The organism is Pseudomonas sp. 3A(2025), assembly GCF_054589175.1.
Genome location: NZ_BAAILM010000060.1, coordinates 13,059 through 37,147, shown reverse-complemented (window position 1 = coordinate 37,147; position 24,089 = coordinate 13,059). Strand labels below are relative to the sequence as shown.

The window sequence follows — 24,089 nt, the reverse complement described above, 5'->3', positions numbered from 1 at the left end:
GCTCTGCCTTAGTCCCCCATCGTGTCGACGAAAAGCGCCCCGCCCCGATCATCTGATCAGGGCGGGGCTTTTTTGCCCGTATCGGCCTGACGCTGGTCGCAAACGTCAGGTCGAATGGCTATTTTGGAGATACAACATGAACGATTTTACTTTGAATGCCGAAACGCGTTCCGACCTGGGGAAAGGTGCGAGCCGCCGCCTGCGTCGTCTCGCAAGCCTGGTTCCAGCTGTCGTTTACGGCGCTGACAAGGCTCCTGAGTCCATCAGCCTGCTGGCCAAGGACTTCGCCAAACTGCTCGAGAACGAAGCGGCTTACGCCCACGTTATCGCGCTGTCCGTTGATGGCAAGAAACAAGACGTCGTCATCAAGGCTCTGCAACGTCACCCAGCCAAGGGCCACGTCCTGCACGCTGACTTCGTACGCGTTGTCGCAGGTCAGAAACTGACCGCTCTGGTTCCGGTTCACTTCATCAACGAAGAAGCTCCGGTCAAGAAAGGCGGCGAGATCTCGCACACCGTTACCGAGCTGGAAGTAAGCGTCCTGCCGAAAGACCTGCCTGAGTTCATCGAAGTTGACCTGGGCAACGCTGAAATCGGCACCATCATTCACCTGTCCGACCTCAAAGCCCCTAAAGGCGTTGAGTTCGTAGCACTGGCACACGGCACCGACCTGGCTATCGCCAACGTCCACGCGCCGCGTATCGCTGCTGAAGAAGCTGGTGAAGAAGGCGCTGCCGAGTAATTCATTAGGGTGCCTCTAAAAACGTAGGCGAGGCAGTCAGCGCAAGGCAAAAACAGGCGAGAAAGCAGAGTTTACGAATTGTAAATGAGCATTTTGAGCCTGTTTTTAACGCAGCGATGACCACGCAGGTAGTTTTTAGAGGTGCCCGTTACCCGGTAATGCCGAGTTGCTCTGATAACATCGCAGGCCAGAGTGGCTGATGTCATCCACAACTCCAAGGAAGAGCCCCTGTCGTGAGCGCCATAAAACTGATCGTTGGTCTGGGAAATCCAGGCGCCGAATACGAACAGACCCGGCATAACGCAGGGGCTCTTTTCGTTGAGCGTATTGCTGCGGCCGAACGGGTCAGTCTCGTCGCCGAGCGCAAATTCTTTGGCCTGACCGGGCGCTATTCGCATCAGGGTCAGGATGTTCGTCTGTTGATCCCCACCACCTACATGAACCGCAGCGGCCAGGCCGTGGCGGCACTCGCCGGTTTTTACCGTATCGGTATCGACGAGATTCTGGTGGCCCACGACGAACTCGATCTACCCCCAGGCGTTGCCAAACTCAAAGTGGGCGGCGGCCATGGCGGCCACAACGGCCTGCGCGACATCATCGCGCAGCTCGGTAACCAGAATACTTTCCATCGCTTGCGGGTCGGCATCGGCCACCCGGGCGATGCGAGCAAGGTGTCGGGGTTTGTCCTGGGTCGTGCGCCACGCGCCGAACAGGAAAAAATCGACACCAGTATCGACTTTGCCCTCGGCGTGCTGCCGGACATCCTCGCCGGTCAATGGAACCGCGCGATGAAAAACCTGCACAGCCAGAAGGCCTGACATCACTCGAGGGGAATACCATGGGATTCAATTGCGGCATCGTCGGCCTGCCTAACGTCGGCAAGTCCACCCTGTTCAATGCCCTGACCAAATCCGGCATCGCGGCAGAAAACTTCCCTTTCTGCACCATCGAACCGAACAGCGGCATCGTGCCCATGCCCGACGAGCGCCTTGCCGCACTGGCAGCCATCGTCAATCCCAAGCGCATCCTGCCGACCACCATGGAATTCGTCGACATCGCAGGCCTGGTCGCCGGCGCGTCGAAAGGTGAAGGCCTGGGCAACAAGTTCCTGGCCAACATCCGCGAAACCGACGCTATCGCCCACGTGGTGCGCTGCTTCGAAGACGAGAACGTGATTCACGTCTCCAACAGCGTCGACCCCAAGCGTGACATCGAGATCATCGACCTCGAGCTGATCTTCGCCGACCTCGACAGCTGCGAGAAGCAACTGCAAAAGGTCACGCGCAACGCCAAGGGCGGCGACAAAGACGCCGTGGTCCAGAAAGGCCTGCTGGAAAAGCTGATCGCCCACTTCACCGAAGGCAAGCCAGCCCGCAGCCTGATGAAGAACATGAGCGCTGACGAGAAAACCGTCATCCGTGGCTTCCACCTGCTGACCACCAAGCCGGTCATGTACATTGCCAACGTCGCCGAAGACGGCTTCGAGAACAACCCGCTGCTCGACGTAGTTCGCGCCATCGCCGAAGAAGAAGGCGCGATGCTGGTACCGGTCTGCAACAAGATCGAAGCCGAAATCGCCGAACTCGACGACGGCGAAGAAAAGGACATGTTCCTTGAAGCGCTGGGTCTGGAAGAGCCAGGTCTGAACCGCGTGATTCGCGCCGGTTACGAAATGCTCAACCTGCAGACCTACTTCACCGCCGGTGTTGAAGAAGTGCGCGCCTGGACCGTCAAAGTCGGCGCCACTGCGCCACAGGCTGCCGGTGTTATTCACACCGACTTCGAGAAAGGCTTTATCCGCGCCGAGTGCGTTGCGTACAACGACTTCATTCAGTTCAAGGGTGAGGCCGGGGCCAAAGAAGCCGGCAAGTGGCGTCTGGAAGGTAAGGACTACATCGTTAAAGACGGTGACGTGCTGCACTTCCGCTTTAACGTCTGATTGAAGGCCGTGGGATTCCACGGCACTTGAGACAGATGAGAACCCCCGTTATCGCGTTGGCGATGCGGGGGTTTTATGTTTTTACGGCCACAAGGCATATTTTTTGCTCACTAAAAGACATTAACCCTGAACTGATCGTCATCAAGGTAGCGAAATGTCTACGAGCGCCGGTAAAGCCACCCTCAAGGGAAAGGTGCCATCGAAATGGCAAATCGATACCATCTCCCTCAGGCTTATCATCGCCGTCTTTGATGAAGGCAGTATCGCCAAAGCCGCTCGACGCGAATTCATTGCCGCTTCTGCTATCAGTAAAAGGCTCATTGACGTCTTCCCCCACCTCGATCCTTGATCGGCGCCGCAGGCGCAAAGGAAGGGGATTCCTGCTTCATAGAGCACAGCCTCAGGCTACTTGAGCCATCGGTCTTACACGCTCTCCACAGGCTAATACCGTAAGTCCCACGGCTTTTATATTCTTTGCAGCATTGGTGTCGCGGTCATGCTCGGCGTTGCACGATGGGCATACCCAGATTCGAGTCGAGAGTGATAGCTTGGCCAATACGTGACCACAACCTGAACAGGTTTTGCTGCTCGGGTACCACTGATCAATCCTCACGACCTGCCGGCCCGCCCAGTCACCCTTGTACTCCAGCTGCCGGGCGAACTCACCCCAGGCGGCGTCTGCAATGGCTTTGGACAGTTTGCGATTCCTGATCATGTTTTTGACTTTCAAAGACTCGACGCAGATCACTTGGTTTTCGTTGATCAATCTGCGCGACACCTGATGAAGGTTGTCCTGGCGGGCATCTGAAATTTTTGCGTGCAGCCTGGCCACCTTGCGTTTCGCTTTCAGGCGATTGGCTGAGCCAAGCTTCTTCTTGGCCAATCGGCGCTGTAACAGCGCCAGCCTTGCGGCGTATTTGGCCGTGTGCTTAGGATTGGGCTCTTTCTGTCCGTCGCATCGCGTAAAAAGATCTGTGATACCCAGATCAATGCCGATCATGTTTGGCGAAACCGTGAGCTTTTCAGGCTCAAAGTCACACAGCAGGGACACGAAATAACGACCGGACCTGTCTTTTGAAACCGTGACGGTGGAAGGCTCACTCGGAACGCCTCGACTCCAGCGAATATCAAGGGGCACCTTGCTTTTCGCAATGAAAAGCTTGCCGTCGACATACTTGAAGGCGCTGCGTGTGAACTCAGCGGACTGACGATGGTGTTTCTTTTTGAATGAAGGGTATCCGCAACGCTTTTCGAAGAAATTAGTGAAGCCCTTTTGCTGGTGGCGAAGCACCTGCTGCAAAGGAACGCTGGAGATCTCGTTGAGCCATGCCTTCTCTGGATCTTTCTTCAACCGGGTCAACGCCGCATTAGCGCCAGTAAAGCCAATGTTCGTCTTGTCTTCGGCGTAAGCTTTGGAGCGAAAATCCAGGATGTAATTGTAGACGTAGCGTACACAGCCAAAGGTTTTCTCCAGTAGCAGTTTCTGCTCTGAAGTGGGGTAAAACCTGAATTTATAGGCGCGCTTGCTCATCGATGGATAGTGCCATCAAGCTGTATTTATGTACAGCTCATACAGCTACGCCGCGCTCCTTTCCTCCCCTACCTGAAAGAAGGGGTTTCTCGGAGCGATCTGGATGAAGATACCAACGTCTCTCATGATTTTCGGCGGCCTGCTTTCGCTCTCCAGCAGTGGTCACTTACTCGCGGACACACTGACGCTTAGCGTTTCATTGCCTGGTCCACTCCCGCCGCTAAAGGTGCTGACAATCCTTGTAGGCATACACCTGCTCGGTATGTGCTTGGGCCTCGGTGGAGCGACGATGCTGGACCTCTGGATTTTAAGCTGGATACGCAGGGGTAGCCTGCCCATTGAAATCGGACGCGCCTTTCATTTCATCAGCCACGAGGTCGCTATTGGACTCTTGCTTCTGTGGCTTTCAGGCCTTGGTTTCCTTGCCCTTTACGCGATGGAGTCGCCGGAAAAACTTGAAAACCCCAAGCTCTGGGCGAAAGTGATTGTGGTGATCGCTCTGACCATCAACGGATTCATCATCCACGCGTTTGTGTTGCCAGAAGCACTGCGCGATTTGAGCCGCCCCCTGCTCTTTGGCGTCTCCCGCACAAGAGCCACCTTATTTCTCGCATCAGGCGCCGTTTCGGGTGTGTCCTGGTACACCGCTTTTGTCTTCGGCATTTTTCGTGAGTTAAACAACAGTGTGACACTCACCCTGCTGCTCATCCTGTGGCTTACGCTGATAGTCGCCGCGTCTCTCGCCGCCATTTTGTTCTGGTTAAACTCTGCAGCGGTAGCCAGAAAACCACCGCTGCTCAGCCCTCCGACTTAAAAATCGCTTGTCGCTTTTTCCGGGTGCCCTACAGCAACTGCCCGCCCGAAATATCAAACGTCGTGCCGTTGGCCCAGGCCAGGTCATCGGACAGAATGGCCGCTACTGCACGACCTATATCGTCCGGCAGACCCACACGCCCTAGCGCGATGCCCTGTGCCACATAGGCGTTTACATCCTTGTTGTCGCGTACCACACCGCCGCCAAAATCGGTGGCGATGGCACCCGGGGCAATCGCATTCACCCGAATCTGGCGCGAACCCAGCTCCACCGCCATGTAACGGGTCAACACCTCGACGGCGGCCTTCACCGCCGCATACAGGCTGTAGCCCGGCAGGGTAAAGCGCACAAAGCCCGAAGAAACGTTAAGGATACGACCGCCGTCTTCGATCAGCGGCAACAGCTTCTGGGTCAGAAAAACCGGACCGCGAAGGTGCGTGGCGACCAGTGAACCGAACTGCTCTTCGGTGGCATCAGTGAAGTTCGCAAACAGGCCGTTGCCGGCATTGTTGACGAGAAAGTCGAAGCGCTCGCGGCCGAACTCGCTCTTCAGCGCGTCAGTCACCGCGACTGAAAAAGCCTGATAGTTGGCGGTATCGGTGATGTCGAGCGCCAGCATCGCGGCTTTTCCGCCCAGCGCTTCGATCTCCTGCTTCAGCGATTGGGCTTCGGCCGCACCGCTGCGATAGGTGCCGATGATGTGAACACCGCGCTTGGCGAGGTGAAGCGCCATGTTGCGGCCAAGGCCACGGCTGGCGCCGGTGATGAGTACGATCGGTTGGGTCATGAGCAGTCTCTAGCAGATTTAGGCGCACCGTTTGGTGCGTTCTTGACCTGCTCAGAATAAGTAATCATCAGCGGGCAACCCACGCCCGATCAGCTCAATTGATTGCCTGATTGTCTCAATCGTTTTGCGTGATGACGGGGCATTGGCATAATCGGCTCATGCACAACGACCTTGCACCGCACCTTGATATAGCCCTGCGCCATGCGCCACCGGGCTTGACCATTACACCGATCCCGCGTGTAGATATCTGCGTTGGCCAGGGTTCTACCGACAAGGCGCCGTGCCTGTATCGCTCGATGATCTGCTTCATCCTGCAAGGCTCGAAACGCGTTGCGATCAACGACAATCTTCTGAGCTACGACAGCGAGCAATACCTCATCAGCGCCCTGGATCTGCCTCTTTCCGGGCAGATTCTCGATGCCGAAGACGGTCAGCCCTACGTGGCGGTATCGCTCGTGCTAGACCCGGCCCTGTTGGCGGAGCTGGCATCGACCATGGCGCCGATTCGCGAGAGCGAACAAAAGGGCATTGGCATCACCCTCAACCCGATGACCGCGCCGCTGCGCGACACGTTACTGCGCCTGTTGTCGTTGCTCGACACGCCTGCCGATATTCCGGTGCTCGGCCCCATGATCGAACGCGAATTGCTCTATCGTCTCTTGCAAGGCCCCCAGGGACGGCTGCTGCGGCAAATCGCCCAACCCGATGGCGCACTGGGCAGTATCCGCCGGGCCGTGGCCTGGATCAGGGACCACTACACCACCCGACTGCGCATCGAGGCATTGTGTGATGCCAGCGGCATGAGCCGGGCAAGCCTGCATCGCCATTTTCTGTCGATGACAGGCCTCAGTCCCATCCAGTACCAGAAACAGCTCAGATTGCAGGAAGCCCGCCAGCTGTTGCTGGCCGGCGAACATCGCGCCTCTGACGTGGCATTCGCTGTCGGCTATGAAAGCGCCTCCCAGTTCAGCCGCGAATACCTACGGCAATTCGGCGCACCACCGGCACGCGATGTGCGCGAGATACGGCTGGCGATTGGTAATCCGGCACGGGCGTAGTAGCAGACAGGTACTTGCCCAGTGCGTAAAGCTCAATTCGCGACGCAGTGCGTCGCGAATTCAACTGTAACGCAGCGAACCTTAACGGCTCACCCTTCTACGGACGCAGCGTTAGAACAACTTGCACTCAATATCTCAGGGGCATTTCAGATCCATAGCCCCCAAAAGAACCTCGTTATAACGTTTGGCAAACTGGTTAGCGGCGGGCTGGAGCCGTACGATTTCATCGGTGCACAGCACATCCGAGGTTCCCGGCATCGGCATGCTCGATGCGCTACTGAGCACGCACTGCCAATAAACCGGGTCGTCTCCCAGACCGGGAAAAGTGGCCCCATAGCCCCTAACGGCAATAAATTGCGGCCGTTCTTTTTGGGCCTCGCTCTTGGCCAAGGCCTCAGGATCCTTCTCAAGCAGGATTTTGAGTGCCGCCACCTCCTCTTCTTGAGGCGGGCAATCAAGATCAGGGGAAGCCCACGCGCACGCCAGCGGCGAGAGGGTCATAACCAAAAGAACTGCGCAGCGTCCGGGCATGTAAGTCGATCTCCATGAATGTCTGGAGAAGAATACGCGGAAGAAGACGCCCCACCCTACCCTGTCCACCGAGCAATGCACGCTCTTCGCCACACTCAATTCGTGACGCAGTGCGTCACGAATTGGCACCAGGTTTTCTATTTTTTGGAGATGAATCGGCATCCCCCTCCAACACGGCACTGCGCATGTAAATCCCGACAGAAAGTTGATAAGTTGCAATGCCATCCACAAAAACGAAAGGTGTCATTCATGGCAGCGGTGCAGGATCGTTTTTCACGCGCATTCAGCTTTGTTCTCAGCAACGGCACAGAGTTGTTTCCGGTGCAGATGAAGCGAAGGGATACCGGAAAGATCGCTTACCGTATTTCACGCGGAGGCACTGGCGGAAACACGCTGGCAGCAGGTGAAGAAGCCGATGAAAAAACGATGATCCACAAGGTTCTGGATCTTGGTTATGCCGTCCGCTGCTCATCGCTGGACGGCAAAACCAAAGGCCTTTATAAACCGGACCAGAGATCTGTACGCGAAGTACGCTGCAAGCATGGCGGCTAGCCCACCCGCCCTACTGCCGCCTCAGCCTACCCCCTCAAAACTCATACTTCGTATTCACCATAAAACTGCGCGACTCTCCCCACGAGGCGCTGTAGAAGTTCTCGTCCAGCGAACTCAGGTACTTCTTGTCGAACAGGTTGTTCACCGTCACGGTCGCCGACCACTGCGGGCTCAGGTCGTAGCGGGCCATGAGATTCGCCGTGGCGTAGTCGCCCTGCTTGACCTTGGCAGGTGCCGGCAGGCGCCAGGAGTTGACCGTCATGTGGATGCCGCTCTGCCAGTTCACCCCGCCACCCAGCGTCAGGTTCTCCAGCGCCCCGGACAGGCGATACGTGCTGAACACCTTGACCATGTCAGCGGGCACGTTGTTTTTCACCCGCTCGTGCTCGCTGTCCTTGACCACAGCATGGCTGTAGCTGGCGGCCAGATTCCAGTTGGGCAGCAGCTCGCCGCTGGCTTCCAGTTCGAGGCCCTTGGTGGTGGTTTTCGAGGCGCGATAGGCCGTGATCAGCGAGTTGCCTTCCACGGTGCCGTCAGAGAGTGCGTCATTGTCGAGTTTGACGGCGAACAGCGCTGCCGAGGTATTCAGCCGGCCGCCGAAATATTCGCCTTTCAGGCCCAACTCGTAGTTGTCGCCTTCGCGTGGGTCGAGCAGTTTTCCCGAGCGGTCGCGGTAGGGTTGCGGTTTGAAGATGCTGGTGTAGCTGGCGTACACAGAATGGTTGTCGTCGAGGTCATAGACCACGCCGGCGTAGGGTGTGACCTTGCCATTCACGTGCACCTGATCATCGGTGCCGTAGGGCACCAGGCTGGCGACGTGATAGATAAGCGCTGCGTCATAGCGATAGCTGGTCACCCGCGTGCCGAGGATGACCGAGAGATCGTCGGTGGGTTTGAGGCGGGTGGCCAGGTAGATGCCGTTCTGCCACTGGTCGATGTTGTCGTCTTCGCGGTTGAAGTTATAGCTGGCCGTGGGCGCGTAGTTGTTCCAGGTGTAGAGGTTGACCGCCTGGCCGCTGACGCCGTTGTTGCTGGTGCCGTTGGCCAGCAGGTTGCCGAAGCCGTTGCGGCGGTTTTCGTAATCTTGCAGGTTGAAGCCGACCACCAGTTCGTGTTCACGCCCGAACAACTGATAAGGCCCGCTGGCCATGACATCCAGGCCTTTTTGTTCCTGGGTGTTATCGCCCTTGGTCGCGGTGTAGCCAAGGCCGCTGCCGGTTTGGGAATTGACGAAACCGGTGGTGGTGCCAACGATGATCGAATCGTAGTCGCGGGTGCTGTGCAGGTAATTGGCCGCCACCTTGAGCTTCCAGTCATTGCCCAGTTTGTGTTCCAGCGAAGCGAAGGTGTTGATCGACTCTTGCACATTGCTGCTGTCGCGGCTGGCCGGGTTGTCGTGCCGGGAGGTCTTCAAGCGCTTGCCCTGACTGTCCAGCACTGGCAGGCCAGTGGTCGAAAAACCGTTCTGGTCGCTGTGCAGGTAATCAACGCCGACCGTGAGCAGGGTGTCGTCGCTGAGGTCGGCTTCCAGCACGCCATAGCCGATGGTTTTTTCCTGCTGCAAGTGGTCGGTGAAGCTGTTGCCTTGCTGATAGGCCGCCACCGCCCGCCCGCGTATCGCGTGGTTGTCACTGAGCGGGCCGGACACATCCACTTCGCTGCGGTAGCGGTCCCATGAACCGATGCCGGCCGTGACGTGGCCCTTGAAGGTCTGCGTCGGTTTTTTGCGCACCAGATTGACCGTGCCAGACGGGTCACCGGTGCCGGACAACAAACCGTTGGCGCCGCGTAACACCTCGACCCGGTCATAAATAGCCATATCGGACACCGCTTGCGGCAATGCCTGGGTGAAGGCGAACGAGGTGGTCGGCATGCCGTCGTACTGGTAATTGTCGACCGCCAGCCCGCGCGAATAGACATACAAACGCTCGCTGCCCGGGCTTTGTACATTGACCCCTGGCGTCTGCTGCAACACATCGCCGATGCTCTTGAGGTTCTGGTCGTCCATGCGCTGGCGGGTCATGACACTGACACTTTGCGGTGTTTCACGCAGCGACAGGTTCAGTTTGGTAGCGCTGCTGCTCTCACCCAGGGTGTAAGCGCCAGTGCCCTCGGTCACGGCACCGAGGCTACTGGCACCGATGTTGGTGGCATCGAGTTGCAAGGCACCGGTCTGGTTGCTCAGCGGATACAACAGCCAGTTGCCGCTGGCATTACGGGTAATGGCCAGGCCACTGCCGGCGAGCAGGCGATCAAGCCCCTCACGAACCCCATATTCGCCGCGCAGTGCGGGTGCCTGCTTGCCGCGCACCAGAGCAGGGTCGAAAGGCAGGGTAATGCCGGCCACCTGCGCGAAGCTGTTAAGTGACTCTTCCAGGGAGCCTGCGGCCAGATCGTAGCGGCGGTTCTCGGCTTGCTCGGCGTGCACGGCAAAACTGGCCAGTGGCAGGCAGGCGATACCGCCCAACAGTGCGCCATGCAGGGCGAGCGCGAGGGTGCTGTGGCGCAGGTGCCGTGGTGGAATCGAAGACATGAACAGCGAACTCCTTTCGAATAACAGGGTGTATTCCCTGTTTGTCGAAGAGCCCGGAAAAACCCGTAAAACTTTTCCAGGATTTTTCTTGTTGCGCTAAAGGGTGCCTCTAAAAACGTAGGCGAGGCAGCCAGCGCAAGGCAAAAACAGGCGAGGAAGCGGAGTTGACTGGTTGTCAATGAGCATTCCGAGCCTGTTTTTAACGCAGGGATGGCAACGCAGGTAGTTTTTAGAGGTGCCCTTAACGGGCGACGATACGGGTCCAGAGCTGGGTAAAACGCTCGATGCGTACCGGCAGCGAATCGCCCAGCGCGCTCAGGGCGCGGTCGATGTCATCGAGCTGGAACACACCTGACACCTCCAGATCGGCAATGGCCGGGTCACAGCTCAACCAACCCTGTCGATAGCGCGCCAGTTCGGCGGTCAGTTCACGCAGGCGCATGCGTCTGGCCACCAACTGGCCTCGGATCCAGGCGCTGGCGTTCAGGGGACTGACCTCTATGCGCCGGCTGCCGCTGGCATCGATCAGATATTCTTCACCGGCGTGTACAAGGATCGGTTCACCGTTGCCGTGAATACCCACAACGCCGTCCTCGACCCGCAACCGCGTAGCGTTCTGTTCATCGCGGACCGCAAAGGCCGTACCGATCGCCTGCAACTGCGCATGCCGGCTGTTGACCCAGAAGCTGCGGCGCCCGCCCGGCGCGGTGCTGTCCTTGCCGGTATCGATGAAAATCTCGCCACGTCGCAGTACGATCAGCCGGCGCTGAGCGGTGAACTGCACGTCGACCGCGCTGGCGGTGTTCAACTGCAAGCGGGTGCCATCGTCCAGCATGACCTGACGGCGCTCACCCACCCCCGTGGCATAGTCCGCCCCCCACGAAACCAGCGTACTGTCGCCCAACGACCAGCCGCCAGCGCCACTGATGATCAGCCCGGCACCGAGCAGCTTGATGACCTGACGTCGGCTGTGACGACCACCGCGCACACGTTGCAGCGTATCCAGCGCCACGCCTGTAGGCAGTGCCGCCAGCCCGTGAAACGTGGCATCGCTTTTTTGCAGCGCCTGCCAGGCTGCTTCATGCAACACATCGGCCTGACGCCAGCGCTGGCAAGCTTCCAGCAGTTGCGGATCGGCGCCGTCAGACTCCATACGCACCAGCCAGCCGATCGCCTGATCGAGCACCGCGTCGGGCAGTTCAGGCAGTGGACGAGCGCTCATCGCTGGGCCAGATAGCAATGACGGATGGCGCTCGCCATGTACTTCTCGACCGAACTGAGGCTGGTGCCCAGGCGTTCGGCGATGTCCTTGTAACTGAGCCCTTCCAGCCGCGACAGCAAAAAGGCCATGCGCACCTTGGGCGGCAGGCCATCGAGCAAGGCTTCTACACGGGCCAGGGTTTCCAGCAGAATCAGTTGCGACTCCGGCGAGGGCACTTGCTCCTGCGGCAGATGGGCGATGGCTTCCAGGTAAGCTCGCTCGATGTGTTGGCGCCGAATGCGGTCCACCAGCAGACCATGCGCCACCGTGCTCAGCCAGGCCCGTGGCTGGCGCAGTTCCTGAACCCGTTCAGGCTTGCCGAGGATATGCACGAAAGTGTCCTGAGCCAGATCGGCCACACTGTCGCCATGGCGCAATCGCTTGCGCAACCAGTCCAGCAGCCAGGCGTGATGATCGATGTACAACGCGCGAATATCGGCGTGCGGAGCTGGCGGGATGGGTGAAGACGACACGGAAGGCCTCTGCACGATAATTCGGTGCACTTGAGAATTTGTCGCATCCTAGTGTGGGTGAGTGGGGGTCGGCAAGTGGGGACTGTGTTTGGAGTGACTGATAGCTAAGCACCTGCGCCGTCATACACAACGTGTCGCCGTTTCTCGATTTCAGCGACACGTTATGCACTCATGTCGCCGTCAGCGACATGTATCTGCCACAGATCGTCTCCGCCTCAAAACCGCAGAAAATGTCGCAAACAGTGATGATTACCATTCTAAAAACGACATGACATCCGACGGACGGCAAAGTGCCATTAAAGTTTTCGATGAACGGTTCGAGACAGTAGCTACCGCCCGGCCAGGATTGCCGGGCACCTATTGGAACCCACCCGCCATGTTCCTGAATAACTTTCGCCTGCAAAGCAAGCTCTTGCTGGCGCTCACCGTGGTCAATCTGATCAGCATCGCCTCTTTCATCAGTTACGCGCAGTACGCCAAGGCGCAGGACATTCGCCAGCAGATCGACAACCGCTTGCGCACGGCTGCCTATGCGGTGCCGCGCTTGCTCGGTGAGGATTACCTCGATCGCACGCGCAAGCCCGATGGTCTGAAAGACGGTGAGTACCTGGCTCAGGTACGCAACCTGGGCGCCTATGCGGCAGAGGTGGACCTCAAATTCGCCTACAGCATGATCGTCGATGATCAGGACCGGGTGTTCTACATCGCCGACGGCGCCAGCGATCAGGACATTGCCAGCGGCAAGTATTCCAAGCACCTAGAACATTACAAGGACGCCAGCCCTGCCGTGCTCAAGGCAGCGCGCAGCGGCCAGGCGCAGTTCGATGAGTACACCGACAGCTATGGCAGCTTCCGCTCCATTTTCCTGCCGCTGCGCAGTGCCAGCGGCCAGTCATATGTCGTCGGCGTCGACGTCACGCTCGACGCCTTGGCGCAGGCCATCAGCGCCAGTCTTCAAAGCCTGCTGCTGATCGGCGCGGCGACCCTTGCGGTGGGTTTGCTGCTGTCGTGGATGGCGGCGCGCATGCTGGTGTACGGCATTCATCACCTGACCGGGCAGTTGAATCACATTGCCGAGCAGCGCGATTTGTCGACCACGGTCACCGTGGTCACCCGCGACGAGATGGGCCAGATGGGCAAACACTTGTCCAGCCTGCTTCAGGATTTGCGGCAAACCCTGGGCAGCGCCTCGGGCATGGCCGACAGCAACCAGCAACTGGCCGAAACGTTCCTGCAACTGGCCGACGACATTGCCCGGCGCATCCAGCAGGCAAGCGGACAACTGGCCGATATCAATCAGGATGGCCAGTCGATTCGCCAGTCTGCCGAGCACTCTTCCAGCCTCGCCGGTACGGTGCGGGTCGATCTGGAATCGGCGGTCGGCGAGTTGAGCCGCACTCATAAAGAATTGCAGCGGCTGATTGGCGATGTGCATCAAAGCACCTCGGACAATATCGAGCTGGCCGGTGACCTGAACCGCTTGAGCGGCGAAGCCGAGCAGATCAGCAAAGTGTTGCAGATGGTCGCCGGGATTTCTGACCAGACCAACCTGCTGGCCCTCAATGCGGCCATCGAAGCAGCCCGCGCCGGTGAAGCAGGACGCGGCTTTGCAGTGGTCGCCGATGAAGTCCGCAAGCTGGCCGCGCAGACCCAAGGCGTACTGGCCGATGCCAATCAGGTGATCAACACCGTCACCGGTGGCATTCGTCAGATCGCCCAGCGCATGGGCAGCACCGCCGAGCAGTCACGCGCCCTGGCGGTGACATCGGACGGCGCCCTGGATGTGATCGACGGCCTGGTGCAACAGATGGGCGTGGTCAGCGGCACTATGGACCGCGCACTGGCCAGCAGCGAAGAAATCCAGCACGCCGTCACCGAGATATCCGGGCGGCTGGGCGGCATGCATGAAACCTTCAAATACACCCATCAAGGCATTGCCGAAATTCATGAATCAGCCACCGCACTGGGCAGCACCGCACGGGCGCTCAAGGGTGGTTTGAGCGTGTTCCGCACCTGACAAAGACTCAGCCGGCTTCCTGCTGTGGGAATACACCACCGACCTGGCGTTCCCACAACCGTCGGTAAGCGCCGCCGGGTTTGGCAACCAGCTCGTCATGGCTGCCGTCTTCGGTAATGCGGCCATTGTCGAAAAACAGAATGCGGTCCAGTTGCGCCACTGTCGACAGGCGGTGCGCAACCACGATCACGGTCTTGCCGAGCATGACCTCGGTCAGGGTTTCCTGAATAGCCTTTTCAGTGATCGAGTCCAGCGCCGAGGTGGCTTCGTCCATGATCAGAATCGGCGCGTTCTTGACGATCACCCGGGCGATGGCGATGCGTTGCCGCTGCCCGCCAGACAAGCGCACGCCACGTTCGCCAACCAGCGAGTGATAGCCCTGATCCATACGCGCAATGAACTCATGCGCGTGGGCCTTGCGCGCCGCCAGCTCGACCTCGGCCTCCTGCGCCTGCGGGTTACCGTAGCGAATGTTATCCAGCAGGCTGCGGTGAAACAGCCCCGGTTCCTGCGGAATCAGGCTGATCTGCGAGTGCAGCGATTGCTGGGTGAAATGCCGAATGTCCTCGTCATCGATGCTGATGCTGCCCTGCTGTGGCTCGTACAAGCGCAGCAGCAGATTGATCAGGGTCGACTTGCCTGACCCGGAATAACCCACCAGGCCAACCCGCTGCCCGGCCGCAATTGTCAGGTTCAGATGATTGAACAACGGGCGCTCGGGCTGATAACCGAAGGTCACGTCACGCAGCACGATACCGCCATGCTTTACCTGAATGGCCCGCGCCTGCCGGGTATCGATGATTTCGTGCGGCACCACGATGGTCCTGACGCCGTTCTCGATATTGCCGATGTACTCGAACAGGTCGAGAAAACGCCGACTGATATTGCGCGCCTCGGAGATCACCACGAACGACAGCGTGGTGCTCATCACAAACTCCGGCACACCGATTTTTCCTTGCTGCCATAACCACAGGCCAGCGCCCAGCAGGCCGATCTTGAGCACCAGCGAAGCGACAAACTGGAACAGCACGATCTTTTCGTTGAAGCCAAATGTACGCCGCGCCGCGCCGATCTCGCGGGTCAGGAAGCGTTGCAAATGCGCGCGCTCAAAGCCCAGACGGGCGAACAAGCGCACAGCGGTAAGGTTGGTAACCGCATCCACCACCCGCCCGGTGGTTTCGCTGCGTGCCGCCGAAAACGCCTTGGACAGCGGCTGGCAACGCCGCGCCAGCGCATAGGAACACACGATAAACAGCACCGACCAGGCCAGGGTAAACAGCGCCAGCACATGGCTGACCGTGGTCAAAATCACCACCGCCACGCTCATGCTGACGATTACCGGCAGCACATCGAAAATAATGGCCCATAACGTCATGTTGACGCCCATAGAGGTTTCCGAAATACGGTTGGCCAGCGAGCCCGCAAAGTTGCTGCCGATGTAGCGCTGCGAATGGTGCTGCAAGTAGGCGAACAAATGCGCCGTGACCCGCGTACGTTGCAGCGGCGCAACATGCACGCGGGCAAAGCCTGCGATACGGCCGAACACCAGTTCGCCCAGATTCAGCGCGATGAACAGTAGCAGCGGCGGCCAGACAGCATCCAGCACACGCACCTCGCCGGTGTCATGACTGATCGCGCCCACCACCTTGCCCAGCGCCAGCGAAACACTGACCCCGCATGCCGAGGAGATGATCTGCAAAATCGCGATGGTCAGATACCAGTGCCAAAAGTAGCCGGCAAATTGCAGGGTGAAGCGCAAAGGGCTGGAGGCAAGCTCGGGAGGGTGGGAATCGAGATCGGTGCTGGAAGTAGACATTGTGAGTGCGGTACGCCCCGCCGAGTGGCTGGTAAGGGGGTGGCACTATCGTCCAGCGCAAGGGGTTTCAGAAGTAACAAAAAGCACTATGCACCGTCGTGTCGGGAATATGCATCGGATGTGCTGACTGAACAATTCTCTATCTGCGCCGGCGTGTCTTGGGCACTTCCTGCCGGTCAGGTGAAAAATGAGAGCGGTACGGGGGGCTGTTTTCCAGCACCTCTCTGACCACGGTCAGGGCACTGACCGAATCGCGCCTGGCATAACACGCCACCAGCAACTCCAGCGGATGAACGCCTATATGGCTGGCCAGTTGATCGATTTTCTCAAGCGTCGGACTTTTCAGCCCGCGTTCTATTTCCGACAAATAGGTGCGTCCACTCACACCGACAAAGTCTTCCTGGGTAAGACCCCGGGCTTCGCGTGCTTCCCTGAGCGCAGCGCCGATTGCTTTGCTCAATTCCATACGCGGCCCGTCAGTATCAAGGGGGGCAATTAAAAGAGTGCCTAGACGTTATTGATCCTAGTCCCCTTTTAAACAAATCGTTCATTGACTGACGAATGACCACCCCGTCGGCATGGGAAATATCAACTGCCATCCGCCTGCGAGCCCTGCCCGTTGCTAGTGTGGCGTGCGTGATTATCGAACGACTGCAACAACCTGCCGTGCAGCAACCCCAATACATCCTCTGTCGTGACCGAGTCCCGCTTGGCGTAACACGCCACCAGCAGCTCCAGCGGATGAATGCCCATGTGGGTCGCCAGTTGATCCAGCTTCTCAAGCGTAGGGCTTTTAAGTCCGCGTTCTATTTCCGACAAGTACGTGCGGCCACTCACGCCCACGAAGTCTTCCTGAGTCAGTGCCTTGGCTTCCCGGACTTCCTTGAGCGCTGCTCCAATCGCCTTGCTCAGTTCCATAACGTGACCCTTTACAAAATAAAGGGTTTTCACTTGAATGACCGCTATGGCACTACACGCTATAGCGTTCAATGAAGTGTCATGTTTATTCACTGATGGATTAACCGCCGTACTGCAAGGACCACAACCGTGATAAACCGCAAGTCCTCCGCTGCCCGTTGTCGAAAACACGCAGGTACAGCCCCGCAACCTGTGTGCAGGAAATGCCGCCTCGTCCAGCACCGCTATCTGCGCATGGGGCGCATTGCCAAACCTGTGTCCACGCAGCCTTATGCACCGCCATTGATGCTGAGCAACGCGGTGCAGGCAGCACTTCTGGACAGTTGGGAGGCACTGCCCGAGCGCAGCAAACGCGCCTTGAGCGCCAATATCGCTTCTGGCAGGCAAGGGGAAGAAGCCGCGCTGACCGATCTGGCACGGCTGTTGATGGACTGTGCGGGCGTGCTGTTCAAGCGGGCACTGACGGCGCGCCATAACCGGCTTCGGGAATGAGCGTCCAGCCCTGTCCGGCGGCCAGCAAACGATCGGTCAGGCGCAGGTTGTGCAGAAACACATCGTCGTGGGAAACCACCAGCAGCGCGCCGCGATACGCCTCAAGCATGGTTTCCAGTGCCTGCATCGACGGCAGGTCCAGGTGGTTGCCTGGCTCGTCCAGCAACAGCAGTTGCGGCGGCGAATCTCCATACAGCGCACAAGCCAGCGCAGCTTTCAGGCGCTCGCCGCCACTGAGTTGACCGCTGGGAACGAGGATCTTCTGCGCATCCAGACCAAGCTGGGCCAGGCGCGTGCGCAGCTCGCTTTCGCAGGCTTTGCGGTTGGCACGTTGCAACTGTTCAAGTACCGGCCGCAAAGGATCGAGCAGGGTCAAATGCTGATCAAGGTAGATGCACTCGGGCGTGACGCTGCACGTGCCGGCCAGCGGCTCAAGCTGACCGGCCAGCACCTTGAGCAAGGTGGATTTGCCACAACCGTTCGGGCCGATCACGCCGACCCGTTGCCGTGCGCTCAGTAACAGGTCGGTACGCCGTGTGGCGGCCGGCACGAAGGGCAGCATCACATCATCAAGTTCCACCACGCGGCGGCGGGCGACCTGATTGAGCGCAACGCCCTGTACATGGATGACTGCCGAATCGTCGACCTGCTGCGCCGCCTCGCGCACCCGCAGGTTCAGTTGCGTTTGCAACGCCGTATGCTGCTGGCGCAGGCGCCCTGCCGAGCCTTCGCTGCGCTCTTTCTGGCGCCCCAGCACAATTGCCGCCTGATTGGCCTGCCTGCCCTGCTGTTTACCCTGCGCCTGACGCCGCTCCTGACGTTCATGCTGCGCGCGCATGGCGTGTTGCTCACGCGAGCGTTCCAGCTTGCAGCGCTCAAGTTGCTGCCGGGCAGCCTGCTGTTCCTGCGCCTTGCTGTGGCTATAAAAACTGTAGGGGCCGCCGTAACTGCGCAACCCCAGGGACGACAGTTCTACCGTGCGCTGCATCACCTCCAGCAATGCCCGGTCATGACTGATCACCAGCAACCCGTGCGGCCAGCGCTGCAGTTGTTCGATCAGCGCTTGCCGGGCAGGTCGGTCCAGGTGATTGCCGGGCTCATCCAGAATCAGAAAGTCCGCCTGCGCCAGCGTCGCACCGATCAATGCGACGCGCATGGCTTGACCGCCACTCAACGTATTGGCGGGTCTTGCCGGCTCAAGATGGCCCAGGCCATTGATCTGCAACGCCTGCTGCAACCGCTGGCGAATGTCCCACTGCTCGCCCACCGCCTCGAAATCCTCGAGCGCGCAACTGCCGGCTTCGATGCGTTCCAGCGCCTGGATAATCGGCCGCACGCCGGCCAGGCTGGCAACACTGTCATCGGCGTCCGGGGTGATTTGCTGCGCCAGGTAATGCACATGGCCGCTGCGCGTGCAGCGCCCGTGAGTGGGCGTCAGCCAACCTGCAAGGATGCGCGCCAGCACACTCTTGCCCACACCGTTGCGCCCGACCAGGCCGGTGCGTCGTGAGTCGAATTGTTCATTGATGTCTGAAAACAGGGTTTTGCCGCTCGGCAGAACCCAGGAAACGCCTTGCAGCGTGATGCAGGCCGTGGTCATACGCGACTCCATCGATGCCAATAACTCGCCCGCACAGGTGCAGCCTTGAAGGGGGCGGTGGAAATTGGCCGTCCAAAGGGACGGCGGCATCAATGGCGCATCGGACCAATACCTCGGTGATGGAGTCAGACGGACAGCATAGAAGCGTTATGGCGATTTTTCAAAGTCGGCCTGTGCCAACAACGATGGCAATACCTGCGCCGCCTTGCCTGCCAGAACAAACTCGCGTTGACCGGAAACGGCGTCTGGTTGCAGGTTGATATGCAGCACTCGTGCGCCATTGCGCAGGGCGAGACGCGGAATTTGCGCTGCGGGCTGGACCAGCCCAGAAGTGCCGATCGACAGCAACAGGTCACAGCCCTCGGCGGCGGCCATCGCAGTACTCCAGGCCTGCTCAGGCAATGACTCGCCAAACCAGACCACACCCGGCCGGATCAAATCGTTGCAGTGCAGGCACAGCGGTGGCTCGATGCGCTGCCCTCCTTCAGCCTGGTCAATCGGCTCCTGACTCAAGGCATGCGGCCGAGCGCAACTGAAACAACGCGGTGTATGCAGGCTGCCGTGCAGGTGCAGCACATTCTGACTGCCGGCGCGCTCGTGCAGGTCGTCGACATTCTGGGTCACAACCGTGAGTTTCGGCACCTGGCTTGCGAGTTCGGCAATGGCCCGGTGCGCCGCATTCGGTTGCGCAGCGAGCACCTTGGCCCGCCGCCATTCGTACCAGCCCCAGACCAGTGCCGGGTCACGGCGAAACGCCTCGGCGGTGGCAAGCGCAGCCGGATCAAAGCGCTCCCACAGGCCGGTGAGCGCATCACGAAAGGTCGGGATCCCGCTCTCGGCAGAGACGCCGGCACCGGTAAACACCAGCACATGCCCGGCTTCGCGCAGATGGCGCCCTTCAAATTCAGTCATTGACCTCTCCTTGCCTGTTTGCCAGCCATTGTTCACCCGCCGCCAAGGCGGCCTCACGTGTCGGCCAGGTAGTACTCGGGCCGCTGATGATCCGCGGTGAGGTCTCGCCGTCGCCTTCGGTGGTCCACAACTCCCAGCGGCCATCGCCCTGGCAACCGGGCACCGCAGTGTAGGGCTCGGTTTCCAGCGTTTTCAGCGCCTGCTCAACGTCCGGGCGCAACTTGAGTTCACCGCTGTAAACGTAAGGTGTGCCGCAACGCGGGTCAGAGGGACGCATCGGCCGGGCTCCAGAGTTCGGGGGTATTGAGTCGATGGTGTTCGACAAGGTAGCGGGTCATTTTTTCGATCCGCTCGATATCCTCGGCATCATCGGTATTGGTGTACTGCCCAGGGTCGCGATTAACTTCGGCATGGGTAGCCCGCAGGCCGCCTTCATGCACAACGAAATGCACCTGGGCAATGCAGTTGCCGGTCCAGCTACGGTGCTGATAAAGCGTGTTGTCGACAAAGTAAAAGAACCATTTGTCTTCCATCTGCTGCGGAATCAGGCCCTGGCGCAAGGCGATTACATCGTCGCCGGTGACGCTGAAGTCCAGCGCCAGGGTGATGTACCGGTCCGGAAAAGGCAGGGTTTTCCAGTCGCTGGCCGTGGTGATCGGGGGATGCTGAGTCATTGTCTGCTCCTTGCAGTGTCTGCCGGATGATAACCCTGGATAACCTCGCAGGAGCGCCGCCCGGTCAGTTCTATTAAGATCGGCCCAGACCTTACACACGGAGTTTGTCATGTCATTGAAGGTGCTGGTCGTTGGCGGCTATGGCAATTTCGGTTTTATCGTTTGCCGGCATCTGGCAACAGTGCCGGGTATTGAAGTCATCGCTGCCGGGCGCGATGCCGCGCGGCTTGCGGCCCTGGCAAAACAGTTGCCGCTCGCCACCTGGTGCGGCGATGCGCAAGGGCCGGAGTTCAGCGAGGCGCTGCGCCAGTTGCAGGTCGATCTGGTGGTGCACACCGGCGGGCCATTCCAGAACCAGCCGTACCGGGTTGCCGAGCAGTGCATCGCCGCTGGCGTGCATTATTGCGATCTGGCCGACTGCCGGACCTTCGTCAACGGCATCCATGTGCTCGACGAACAGGCGCGCGCCGCCGGTGTGGCAGTGCTGAGTGGTTGCAGCTCGGTGCCGAGCCTGTCGGCAGCGTTGCTGGATGAGCAGCGCGAACGCTTCAAACGGATTGACCGTATCGAACACGGCATTTCGTCCTCGGCCAAGATGCCCGGCCTGGCCACGATAGAAGGCGTGCTGGCCTACGCCGGCACACCGATCCTGCAGCTGCGTAATGGTCAGCCGCACGCGGTGCCCGGCTGGCTGGGCCTGCAACGGCGCAAGCTGCCGGGGCTGGGCTGGCGCTGGCTGGCCGATGTCGATGTGCCCGACATGGACCTGTTCGGCGCGCGCTATGGCGCCACCGATCTGGTGTTCAAGGCCGGTCCCGGGCTGATGCCCGGCGCGCTGGCCAATGCCGCGCTGGCGCAAGCACGACGCCTGGGCCTGATCAAGGATCCGTTGCCGTGGGCGCAGCGCCTGCATCGTCTGGGGGTCAAGTGCGAGCGTTTCGGTGACGGGCTCAGCGCGCTGTATATCGAGGCCACCGGCGTCGACCACAATAACCTGCCGCTGCGTGTGAATATCCAGCTCACCGCCGATCGCGACAAAGGCCCGGAAATTCCCAGCTGCGCCTCGGTCGCCTTGGCGCTGAAGATGGCCGCCGGTTACCGACCGGCAGCCGGTGCGCGGCCGTGTGTAGGCGAGATCAGCGTGGCCGAATACCTGGCGGCCATCGATGCGCCGCAAGACATTCACCTCAGCGTGCGCTATCAGGGCCGCGTATGACCTACCTCTATCTCAAGTACCTGCACGTCATTGCGGCGGTGTTTCTGTTCGGTTTCGGCATGGGCTCCTATCTGTACCTGATCGCCGCCCGCAACACCCGCAACCCGCAAGTGATCGCCCACGTTGCGCGCATGGTGGTGCGTTTCGACACCTGGATCACCACGCCGGCCGGCGTGTTGCAACTGGGGACGGGCCTGGCGATGTTGCACCTGACCGGTATGTCGCCGGCCCTTCCCTGGCTGCGCGATGCGCTGATCGTCTTCGTTGCCGTGGGTTTGTTGTGGATACCGGTGCTGGTGCTGCAAAAACGCATGCAGCGCCTCGCCGAACACAGCGCCCGGCAAGGCGAGCCGCTGCCCGCCAACTGGGACAAACTGTTCCGCCCGTGGTTCTGGATGGGCGTGGCGGGCTTTGCCGGGATGTTCGTGATTGTATTGTTGATGGTGAGCAAACGCGGACTGTTTTAGGACCGGTCAGCCAAACGCCCTGCCCGGCTCGATCACCAGCGCCCGGTAACCGACATTCCCCGGCTGATGACTGGTCACCCGGTATTCGGCCAGCACGGTCTGCGTGCCGTATTGCACTTCGCTGAGTACTGGGCGAGTCAGGCGTTGTGCGGTCAGAAAATCGATGGACGCCGAGTAAATCAATTGCGTGTCCGTCTCCGGCCGGTACTCGACCACCGAGGTAATCGGGCTGTACCAGGCATCGCCGCGGTCCTTGCCAAATTCCCAGACCTGCTCGACGGTGCCTTGCTGTTCATCGATGCGGTATTCCACCGCCCGGCTGTAATTACCCTCCAGGCGCGTCGGGGAAAAGTCGCGGCCCCAGCCGTTGTCGAACACGGTCAGGGTGCCCTTGCCGGTCAGCCAGGCAGTATGTTGGGTCCATGACCAGTCAAAATCGGCTGCGCTATTTATCGGTTGCAGAACCTTGTCGCGCAATTGCGCATTCCAGCCACGCGGGTCGGCCAACAGCCATTTGACCTGTTTGTCGCGACCGATCTTGGCCACGCCCTGATGCCGGGCCGAGACGATGATGCTATCGTCGGCCGGGTCATGGGCGATGGAGTTGATGTGCGCCCAGTTGCGCCCGACACCGACGCCGGGAATGTCGCCGAATGGCAGGTGCGGGCCTTCGTTGCGTTCGTTGTCCAGCAGGCTGTCGCTCTTTTCCACGCCCTCGGGCAGCAGCACTGCGGCCTTGCCCAAGGTGTGCAGCAACTCGCTGCGGTACGGGTCGAGAATGCTGGCCAGGTCCCAGTAATCGATCACCTCGCCGGCCTGATCGACCTCGATGATCTGGTCACGCACACTGCGCACCCGCTGGCCGTCGGCGCGTCGGTAATCGCTGCTGCCAACGCGCAACAGGTAAGTGCCCTTGTCGGTTTCACGAATCTCATGCGAGAAATCGGCAAACTTCTCCGGCAAGGTGCGCGCCCAGACCGTGCGGCCCAACAGGTCGTGTTTGTAATAACGCTGGCCCTGGCCCCAGATCAGGTGGCCGTCGCGGGTCTGCTGAAAGCCCATGCTCGCGCCCATGCCTTCCTTGCGCGTGGAATCGTGAATCTGCTCGATATCCAGGTACCAGCGTACATCGCCGTTGCTGTCGGCGATCCAGTTGATGCCCACCGAATCCCACTCGGCCGCGCCACCCTGGCCGCTCCATTTGAATAGCCGGTTGGCGCCGGGAATTTCAGTCAGCAGGTGGTTGAACAGGTACAGGCGTTTGCTCAACTGCGCCGCCACCGTCACCGGCTCGACCTTGGGTAACGCGCCGTCCTGCTGCCCGGCCACCACCGGCAAGCGCACCGCCGGGGCATAGATCCGATAAGTCTCGTGCACGCGCTGGCCATCGAGGTCGTAGGCCACCTCGACCTCGTTGCGGTGCTCGGGGTACAGGCCGAACACCGGAATGCCGCCGTGGGTCCACAGCAATGAATCGCGCACCTGGTAATCGATGTCGACACCCCGCTCGCCACGGCCCTTGACCCGTACGCGAGCATTGGCGATACGCTGACCGCCATCGCGAATGATCGCCGTCAACGGGGCCAGGCGGTAAGTGTTGCTGACGATGGGACCGAGGCGGTTTTCAGTGGCGCTGTCCGGTACTTTGGCGGTGATGCAGGCGCCTTCGGGAAGGGCCTGGGATGGCGTGTTATCCGTCATGAGAGAGACCTTGTGGAATAAATAAAGAAAGAACTCATATACAAAAAAGGAATTT

The 24,089-nt window shown here is 59.7% G+C and carries 25 protein-coding genes; 11 read left to right on the top strand and 14 right to left on the bottom strand.

Annotation, left to right across the window (positions count from 1 at the left end; translation table 11 throughout):
* Positions 1-136 precede the first annotated feature (136 nt).
* From ACYP2A_RS21205 to ACYP2A_RS21190, 4 genes are all read left to right on the top strand, one after another.
* Positions 137-742: a 50S ribosomal protein L25/general stress protein Ctc gene (locus ACYP2A_RS21205; protein WP_459747858.1), complete on the top strand. Its 606-nt coding sequence runs from the start codon at positions 137-139 to the stop codon at positions 740-742.
* Between the two features lie 233 nt (positions 743-975).
* The gene (gene pth / locus ACYP2A_RS21200) at positions 976-1,560 is read left to right on the top strand and encodes an aminoacyl-tRNA hydrolase (protein ID WP_459747857.1); all 585 of its coding nucleotides are present in this window, start codon (positions 976-978) and stop codon (positions 1,558-1,560) included.
* A 20-nt stretch (positions 1,561-1,580) separates the two neighbouring features.
* Positions 1,581-2,681 carry a redox-regulated ATPase YchF gene (gene ychF / locus ACYP2A_RS21195; protein ID WP_459747856.1) on the top strand — a complete coding sequence of 367 codons (1,101 nt, stop codon included), beginning with the start codon at positions 1,581-1,583 and terminating at the stop codon, positions 2,679-2,681.
* A gap of 154 nt (positions 2,682-2,835) precedes the next feature.
* Positions 2,836-3,030 (top strand): helix-turn-helix domain-containing protein, encoded by a 195-nt coding sequence (locus ACYP2A_RS21190; protein WP_459747855.1) that lies wholly within the window; start codon positions 2,836-2,838, stop codon positions 3,028-3,030.
* Positions 3,031-3,081: 51 nt separating this feature from the next.
* Here the strand turns inward: ACYP2A_RS21190 and ACYP2A_RS21185 are convergent, their stop codons facing one another.
* Complete coding sequence (locus ACYP2A_RS21185) at positions 3,082-4,212, bottom strand: RNA-guided endonuclease InsQ/TnpB family protein (protein ID WP_459747852.1); 1,131 nt, start codon at positions 4,210-4,212, stop codon at positions 3,082-3,084.
* A 289-nt stretch (positions 4,213-4,501) separates the two neighbouring features.
* Between ACYP2A_RS21185 and ACYP2A_RS21180 the strand changes: the two genes are divergently transcribed.
* On the top strand, positions 4,502-5,026 hold the full coding sequence (locus tag ACYP2A_RS21180) for a hypothetical protein (RefSeq protein ID WP_459747851.1): 525 nt from the start codon (positions 4,502-4,504) through the stop codon (positions 5,024-5,026).
* 28 nt (positions 5,027-5,054) lie between these two features.
* Here ACYP2A_RS21180 and ACYP2A_RS21175 read toward each other — a convergent pair whose 3' ends face one another.
* The gene (locus tag ACYP2A_RS21175) at positions 5,055-5,813 is read right to left on the bottom strand and encodes an SDR family NAD(P)-dependent oxidoreductase (RefSeq protein ID WP_459747849.1); all 759 of its coding nucleotides are present in this window, start codon (positions 5,811-5,813) and stop codon (positions 5,055-5,057) included.
* 158 nt (positions 5,814-5,971) lie between these two features.
* On the opposite strand from ACYP2A_RS21175, the gene ACYP2A_RS21170 reads away from it, so the two are divergent.
* A complete protein-coding gene (locus tag ACYP2A_RS21170; RefSeq protein WP_459747848.1) occupies positions 5,972-6,871 on the top strand; it encodes an AraC family transcriptional regulator in 900 nt (299 codons plus the stop codon).
* A gap of 135 nt (positions 6,872-7,006) precedes the next feature.
* On the opposite strand, the gene ACYP2A_RS21165 is transcribed toward ACYP2A_RS21170, so the two are convergent.
* The gene (locus ACYP2A_RS21165; protein ID WP_459747846.1) at positions 7,007-7,564 is read right to left on the bottom strand and encodes a hypothetical protein; all 558 of its coding nucleotides are present in this window, start codon (positions 7,562-7,564) and stop codon (positions 7,007-7,009) included.
* An 87-nt stretch (positions 7,565-7,651) separates the two neighbouring features.
* On the opposite strand from ACYP2A_RS21165, the gene ACYP2A_RS21160 reads away from it, so the two are divergent.
* Complete coding sequence (locus ACYP2A_RS21160) at positions 7,652-7,954, top strand: hypothetical protein (protein WP_459747845.1); 303 nt, start codon at positions 7,652-7,654, stop codon at positions 7,952-7,954.
* Between the two features lie 34 nt (positions 7,955-7,988).
* On the opposite strand, the gene ACYP2A_RS21155 is transcribed toward ACYP2A_RS21160, so the two are convergent.
* From ACYP2A_RS21155 to ACYP2A_RS21145, 3 genes are all read right to left on the bottom strand, one after another.
* Entirely contained in the window at positions 7,989-10,487 is a 2,499-nt protein-coding gene (locus ACYP2A_RS21155) for a TonB-dependent siderophore receptor (RefSeq protein ID WP_459747844.1), read from the bottom strand.
* Between the two features lie 241 nt (positions 10,488-10,728).
* Entirely contained in the window at positions 10,729-11,709 is a 981-nt protein-coding gene (locus ACYP2A_RS21150) for a FecR domain-containing protein (protein ID WP_459747843.1), read from the bottom strand.
* Positions 11,706-12,221, bottom strand: a complete 516-nt coding sequence (locus tag ACYP2A_RS21145; RefSeq protein ID WP_459747842.1) for a sigma-70 family RNA polymerase sigma factor — start codon at positions 12,219-12,221, stop codon at positions 11,706-11,708. Before ACYP2A_RS21145 ends, ACYP2A_RS21150 begins: the two co-directional genes overlap by 4 nt.
* A gap of 376 nt (positions 12,222-12,597) precedes the next feature.
* Between ACYP2A_RS21145 and ACYP2A_RS21140 the strand changes: the two genes are divergently transcribed.
* A complete protein-coding gene (locus ACYP2A_RS21140) occupies positions 12,598-14,238 on the top strand; it encodes a methyl-accepting chemotaxis protein (RefSeq protein ID WP_459747841.1) in 1,641 nt (546 codons plus the stop codon).
* A gap of 7 nt (positions 14,239-14,245) precedes the next feature.
* On the opposite strand, the gene ACYP2A_RS21135 is transcribed toward ACYP2A_RS21140, so the two are convergent.
* The 3 genes from ACYP2A_RS21135 to ACYP2A_RS21125 all read right to left on the bottom strand — a co-directional run bounded on the left by ACYP2A_RS21135 (position 14,246) and on the right by ACYP2A_RS21125 (position 16,972).
* Positions 14,246-16,054: an ABC transporter ATP-binding protein gene (locus ACYP2A_RS21135; RefSeq protein WP_459747840.1), complete on the bottom strand. Its 1,809-nt coding sequence runs from the start codon at positions 16,052-16,054 to the stop codon at positions 14,246-14,248.
* 139 nt (positions 16,055-16,193) lie between these two features.
* Entirely contained in the window at positions 16,194-16,520 is a 327-nt protein-coding gene (locus tag ACYP2A_RS21130) for a helix-turn-helix domain-containing protein (protein WP_459747839.1), read from the bottom strand.
* A gap of 122 nt (positions 16,521-16,642) precedes the next feature.
* Positions 16,643-16,972, bottom strand: a complete 330-nt coding sequence (locus ACYP2A_RS21125) for a helix-turn-helix domain-containing protein (protein ID WP_459747838.1) — start codon at positions 16,970-16,972, stop codon at positions 16,643-16,645.
* 255 nt (positions 16,973-17,227) lie between these two features.
* On the opposite strand from ACYP2A_RS21125, the gene ACYP2A_RS21120 reads away from it, so the two are divergent.
* Complete coding sequence (locus ACYP2A_RS21120; RefSeq protein WP_459747837.1) at positions 17,228-17,464, top strand: hypothetical protein; 237 nt, start codon at positions 17,228-17,230, stop codon at positions 17,462-17,464.
* On the opposite strand, the gene ACYP2A_RS21115 is transcribed toward ACYP2A_RS21120, so the two are convergent.
* The 4 genes from ACYP2A_RS21115 to ACYP2A_RS21100 all read right to left on the bottom strand — a co-directional run bounded on the left by ACYP2A_RS21115 (position 17,421) and on the right by ACYP2A_RS21100 (position 20,650).
* Positions 17,421-19,064, bottom strand: a complete 1,644-nt coding sequence (locus ACYP2A_RS21115; protein WP_459747835.1) for an ABC-F family ATP-binding cassette domain-containing protein — start codon at positions 19,062-19,064, stop codon at positions 17,421-17,423. The genes ACYP2A_RS21120 and ACYP2A_RS21115 overlap by 44 nt on opposite strands.
* Positions 19,065-19,211: 147 nt before the next feature.
* Positions 19,212-19,976 (bottom strand): SIR2 family NAD-dependent protein deacylase, encoded by a 765-nt coding sequence (locus tag ACYP2A_RS21110; RefSeq protein WP_459747832.1) that lies wholly within the window; start codon positions 19,974-19,976, stop codon positions 19,212-19,214.
* The gene (locus tag ACYP2A_RS21105) at positions 19,969-20,253 is read right to left on the bottom strand and encodes a hypothetical protein (RefSeq protein ID WP_459747830.1); all 285 of its coding nucleotides are present in this window, start codon (positions 20,251-20,253) and stop codon (positions 19,969-19,971) included. Before ACYP2A_RS21105 ends, ACYP2A_RS21110 begins: the two co-directional genes overlap by 8 nt.
* On the bottom strand, positions 20,240-20,650 hold the full coding sequence (locus ACYP2A_RS21100; protein ID WP_459747828.1) for a hypothetical protein: 411 nt from the start codon (positions 20,648-20,650) through the stop codon (positions 20,240-20,242). The genes ACYP2A_RS21105 and ACYP2A_RS21100 overlap by 14 nt, the downstream gene beginning before the upstream one ends.
* A 109-nt stretch (positions 20,651-20,759) precedes the next feature.
* Here ACYP2A_RS21100 and ACYP2A_RS21095 point away from each other — a divergent pair, with 109 nt between their 5' ends.
* Together ACYP2A_RS21095 and ACYP2A_RS21090 are read left to right on the top strand one after the other, a co-directional pair.
* On the top strand, positions 20,760-21,866 hold the full coding sequence (locus ACYP2A_RS21095; protein WP_459747826.1) for a saccharopine dehydrogenase NADP-binding domain-containing protein: 1,107 nt from the start codon (positions 20,760-20,762) through the stop codon (positions 21,864-21,866).
* The gene (locus ACYP2A_RS21090) at positions 21,863-22,333 is read left to right on the top strand and encodes a DUF2269 family protein (RefSeq protein WP_459747824.1); all 471 of its coding nucleotides are present in this window, start codon (positions 21,863-21,865) and stop codon (positions 22,331-22,333) included. Before ACYP2A_RS21095 ends, ACYP2A_RS21090 begins: the two co-directional genes overlap by 4 nt.
* A gap of 6 nt (positions 22,334-22,339) precedes the next feature.
* Here ACYP2A_RS21090 and ACYP2A_RS21085 read toward each other — a convergent pair whose 3' ends face one another.
* Positions 22,340-24,034, bottom strand: coding sequence for an aryl-sulfate sulfotransferase (locus tag ACYP2A_RS21085; protein WP_459747822.1), 1,695 nt, complete (start codon positions 24,032-24,034; stop codon positions 22,340-22,342).
* Between the last annotated feature and the right edge of the window lie 55 nt (positions 24,035-24,089).

Coding starts and splice junctions, on each gene's coding strand:
- ACYP2A_RS21155 (WP_459747844.1), bottom strand. CDS start 10,487: ATGTCTTCGATTCCACCACGGCACCTGCGCCACAGCACCCTCGCGCTC.
- ACYP2A_RS21100 (WP_459747828.1), bottom strand. CDS start 20,650: ATGACTCAGCATCCCCCGATCACCACGGCCAGCGACTGGAAAACCCTG.
- ychF (WP_459747856.1), top strand. CDS start 1,581: ATGGGATTCAATTGCGGCATCGTCGGCCTGCCTAACGTCGGCAAGTCC.
- ACYP2A_RS21085 (WP_459747822.1), bottom strand. CDS start 24,034: ATGACGGATAACACGCCATCCCAGGCCCTTCCCGAAGGCGCCTGCATC.
- ACYP2A_RS21110 (WP_459747832.1), bottom strand. CDS start 19,976: ATGACTGAATTTGAAGGGCGCCATCTGCGCGAAGCCGGGCATGTGCTG.
- ACYP2A_RS21090 (WP_459747824.1), top strand. CDS start 21,863: ATGACCTACCTCTATCTCAAGTACCTGCACGTCATTGCGGCGGTGTTT.
- ACYP2A_RS21190 (WP_459747855.1), top strand. CDS start 2,836: ATGTCTACGAGCGCCGGTAAAGCCACCCTCAAGGGAAAGGTGCCATCG.
- ACYP2A_RS21135 (WP_459747840.1), bottom strand. CDS start 16,054: ATGTCTACTTCCAGCACCGATCTCGATTCCCACCCTCCCGAGCTTGCC.
- ACYP2A_RS21150 (WP_459747843.1), bottom strand. CDS start 11,709: ATGAGCGCTCGTCCACTGCCTGAACTGCCCGACGCGGTGCTCGATCAG.
- ACYP2A_RS21170 (WP_459747848.1), top strand. CDS start 5,972: ATGCACAACGACCTTGCACCGCACCTTGATATAGCCCTGCGCCATGCG.
- ACYP2A_RS21160 (WP_459747845.1), top strand. CDS start 7,652: ATGGCAGCGGTGCAGGATCGTTTTTCACGCGCATTCAGCTTTGTTCTC.
- ACYP2A_RS21185 (WP_459747852.1), bottom strand. CDS start 4,212: ATGAGCAAGCGCGCCTATAAATTCAGGTTTTACCCCACTTCAGAGCAG.
- ACYP2A_RS21115 (WP_459747835.1), bottom strand. CDS start 19,064: ATGACCACGGCCTGCATCACGCTGCAAGGCGTTTCCTGGGTTCTGCCG.
- ACYP2A_RS21205 (WP_459747858.1), top strand. CDS start 137: ATGAACGATTTTACTTTGAATGCCGAAACGCGTTCCGACCTGGGGAAA.
- ACYP2A_RS21180 (WP_459747851.1), top strand. CDS start 4,502: ATGCTGGACCTCTGGATTTTAAGCTGGATACGCAGGGGTAGCCTGCCC.
- ACYP2A_RS21130 (WP_459747839.1), bottom strand. CDS start 16,520: ATGGAATTGAGCAAAGCAATCGGCGCTGCGCTCAGGGAAGCACGCGAA.
- ACYP2A_RS21095 (WP_459747826.1), top strand. CDS start 20,760: ATGTCATTGAAGGTGCTGGTCGTTGGCGGCTATGGCAATTTCGGTTTT.
- ACYP2A_RS21175 (WP_459747849.1), bottom strand. CDS start 5,813: ATGACCCAACCGATCGTACTCATCACCGGCGCCAGCCGTGGCCTTGGC.
- ACYP2A_RS21125 (WP_459747838.1), bottom strand. CDS start 16,972: ATGGAACTGAGCAAGGCGATTGGAGCAGCGCTCAAGGAAGTCCGGGAA.
- ACYP2A_RS21140 (WP_459747841.1), top strand. CDS start 12,598: ATGTTCCTGAATAACTTTCGCCTGCAAAGCAAGCTCTTGCTGGCGCTC.
- ACYP2A_RS21165 (WP_459747846.1), bottom strand. CDS start 7,564: ATGCCGATTCATCTCCAAAAAATAGAAAACCTGGTGCCAATTCGTGAC.
- ACYP2A_RS21105 (WP_459747830.1), bottom strand. CDS start 20,253: ATGCGTCCCTCTGACCCGCGTTGCGGCACACCTTACGTTTACAGCGGT.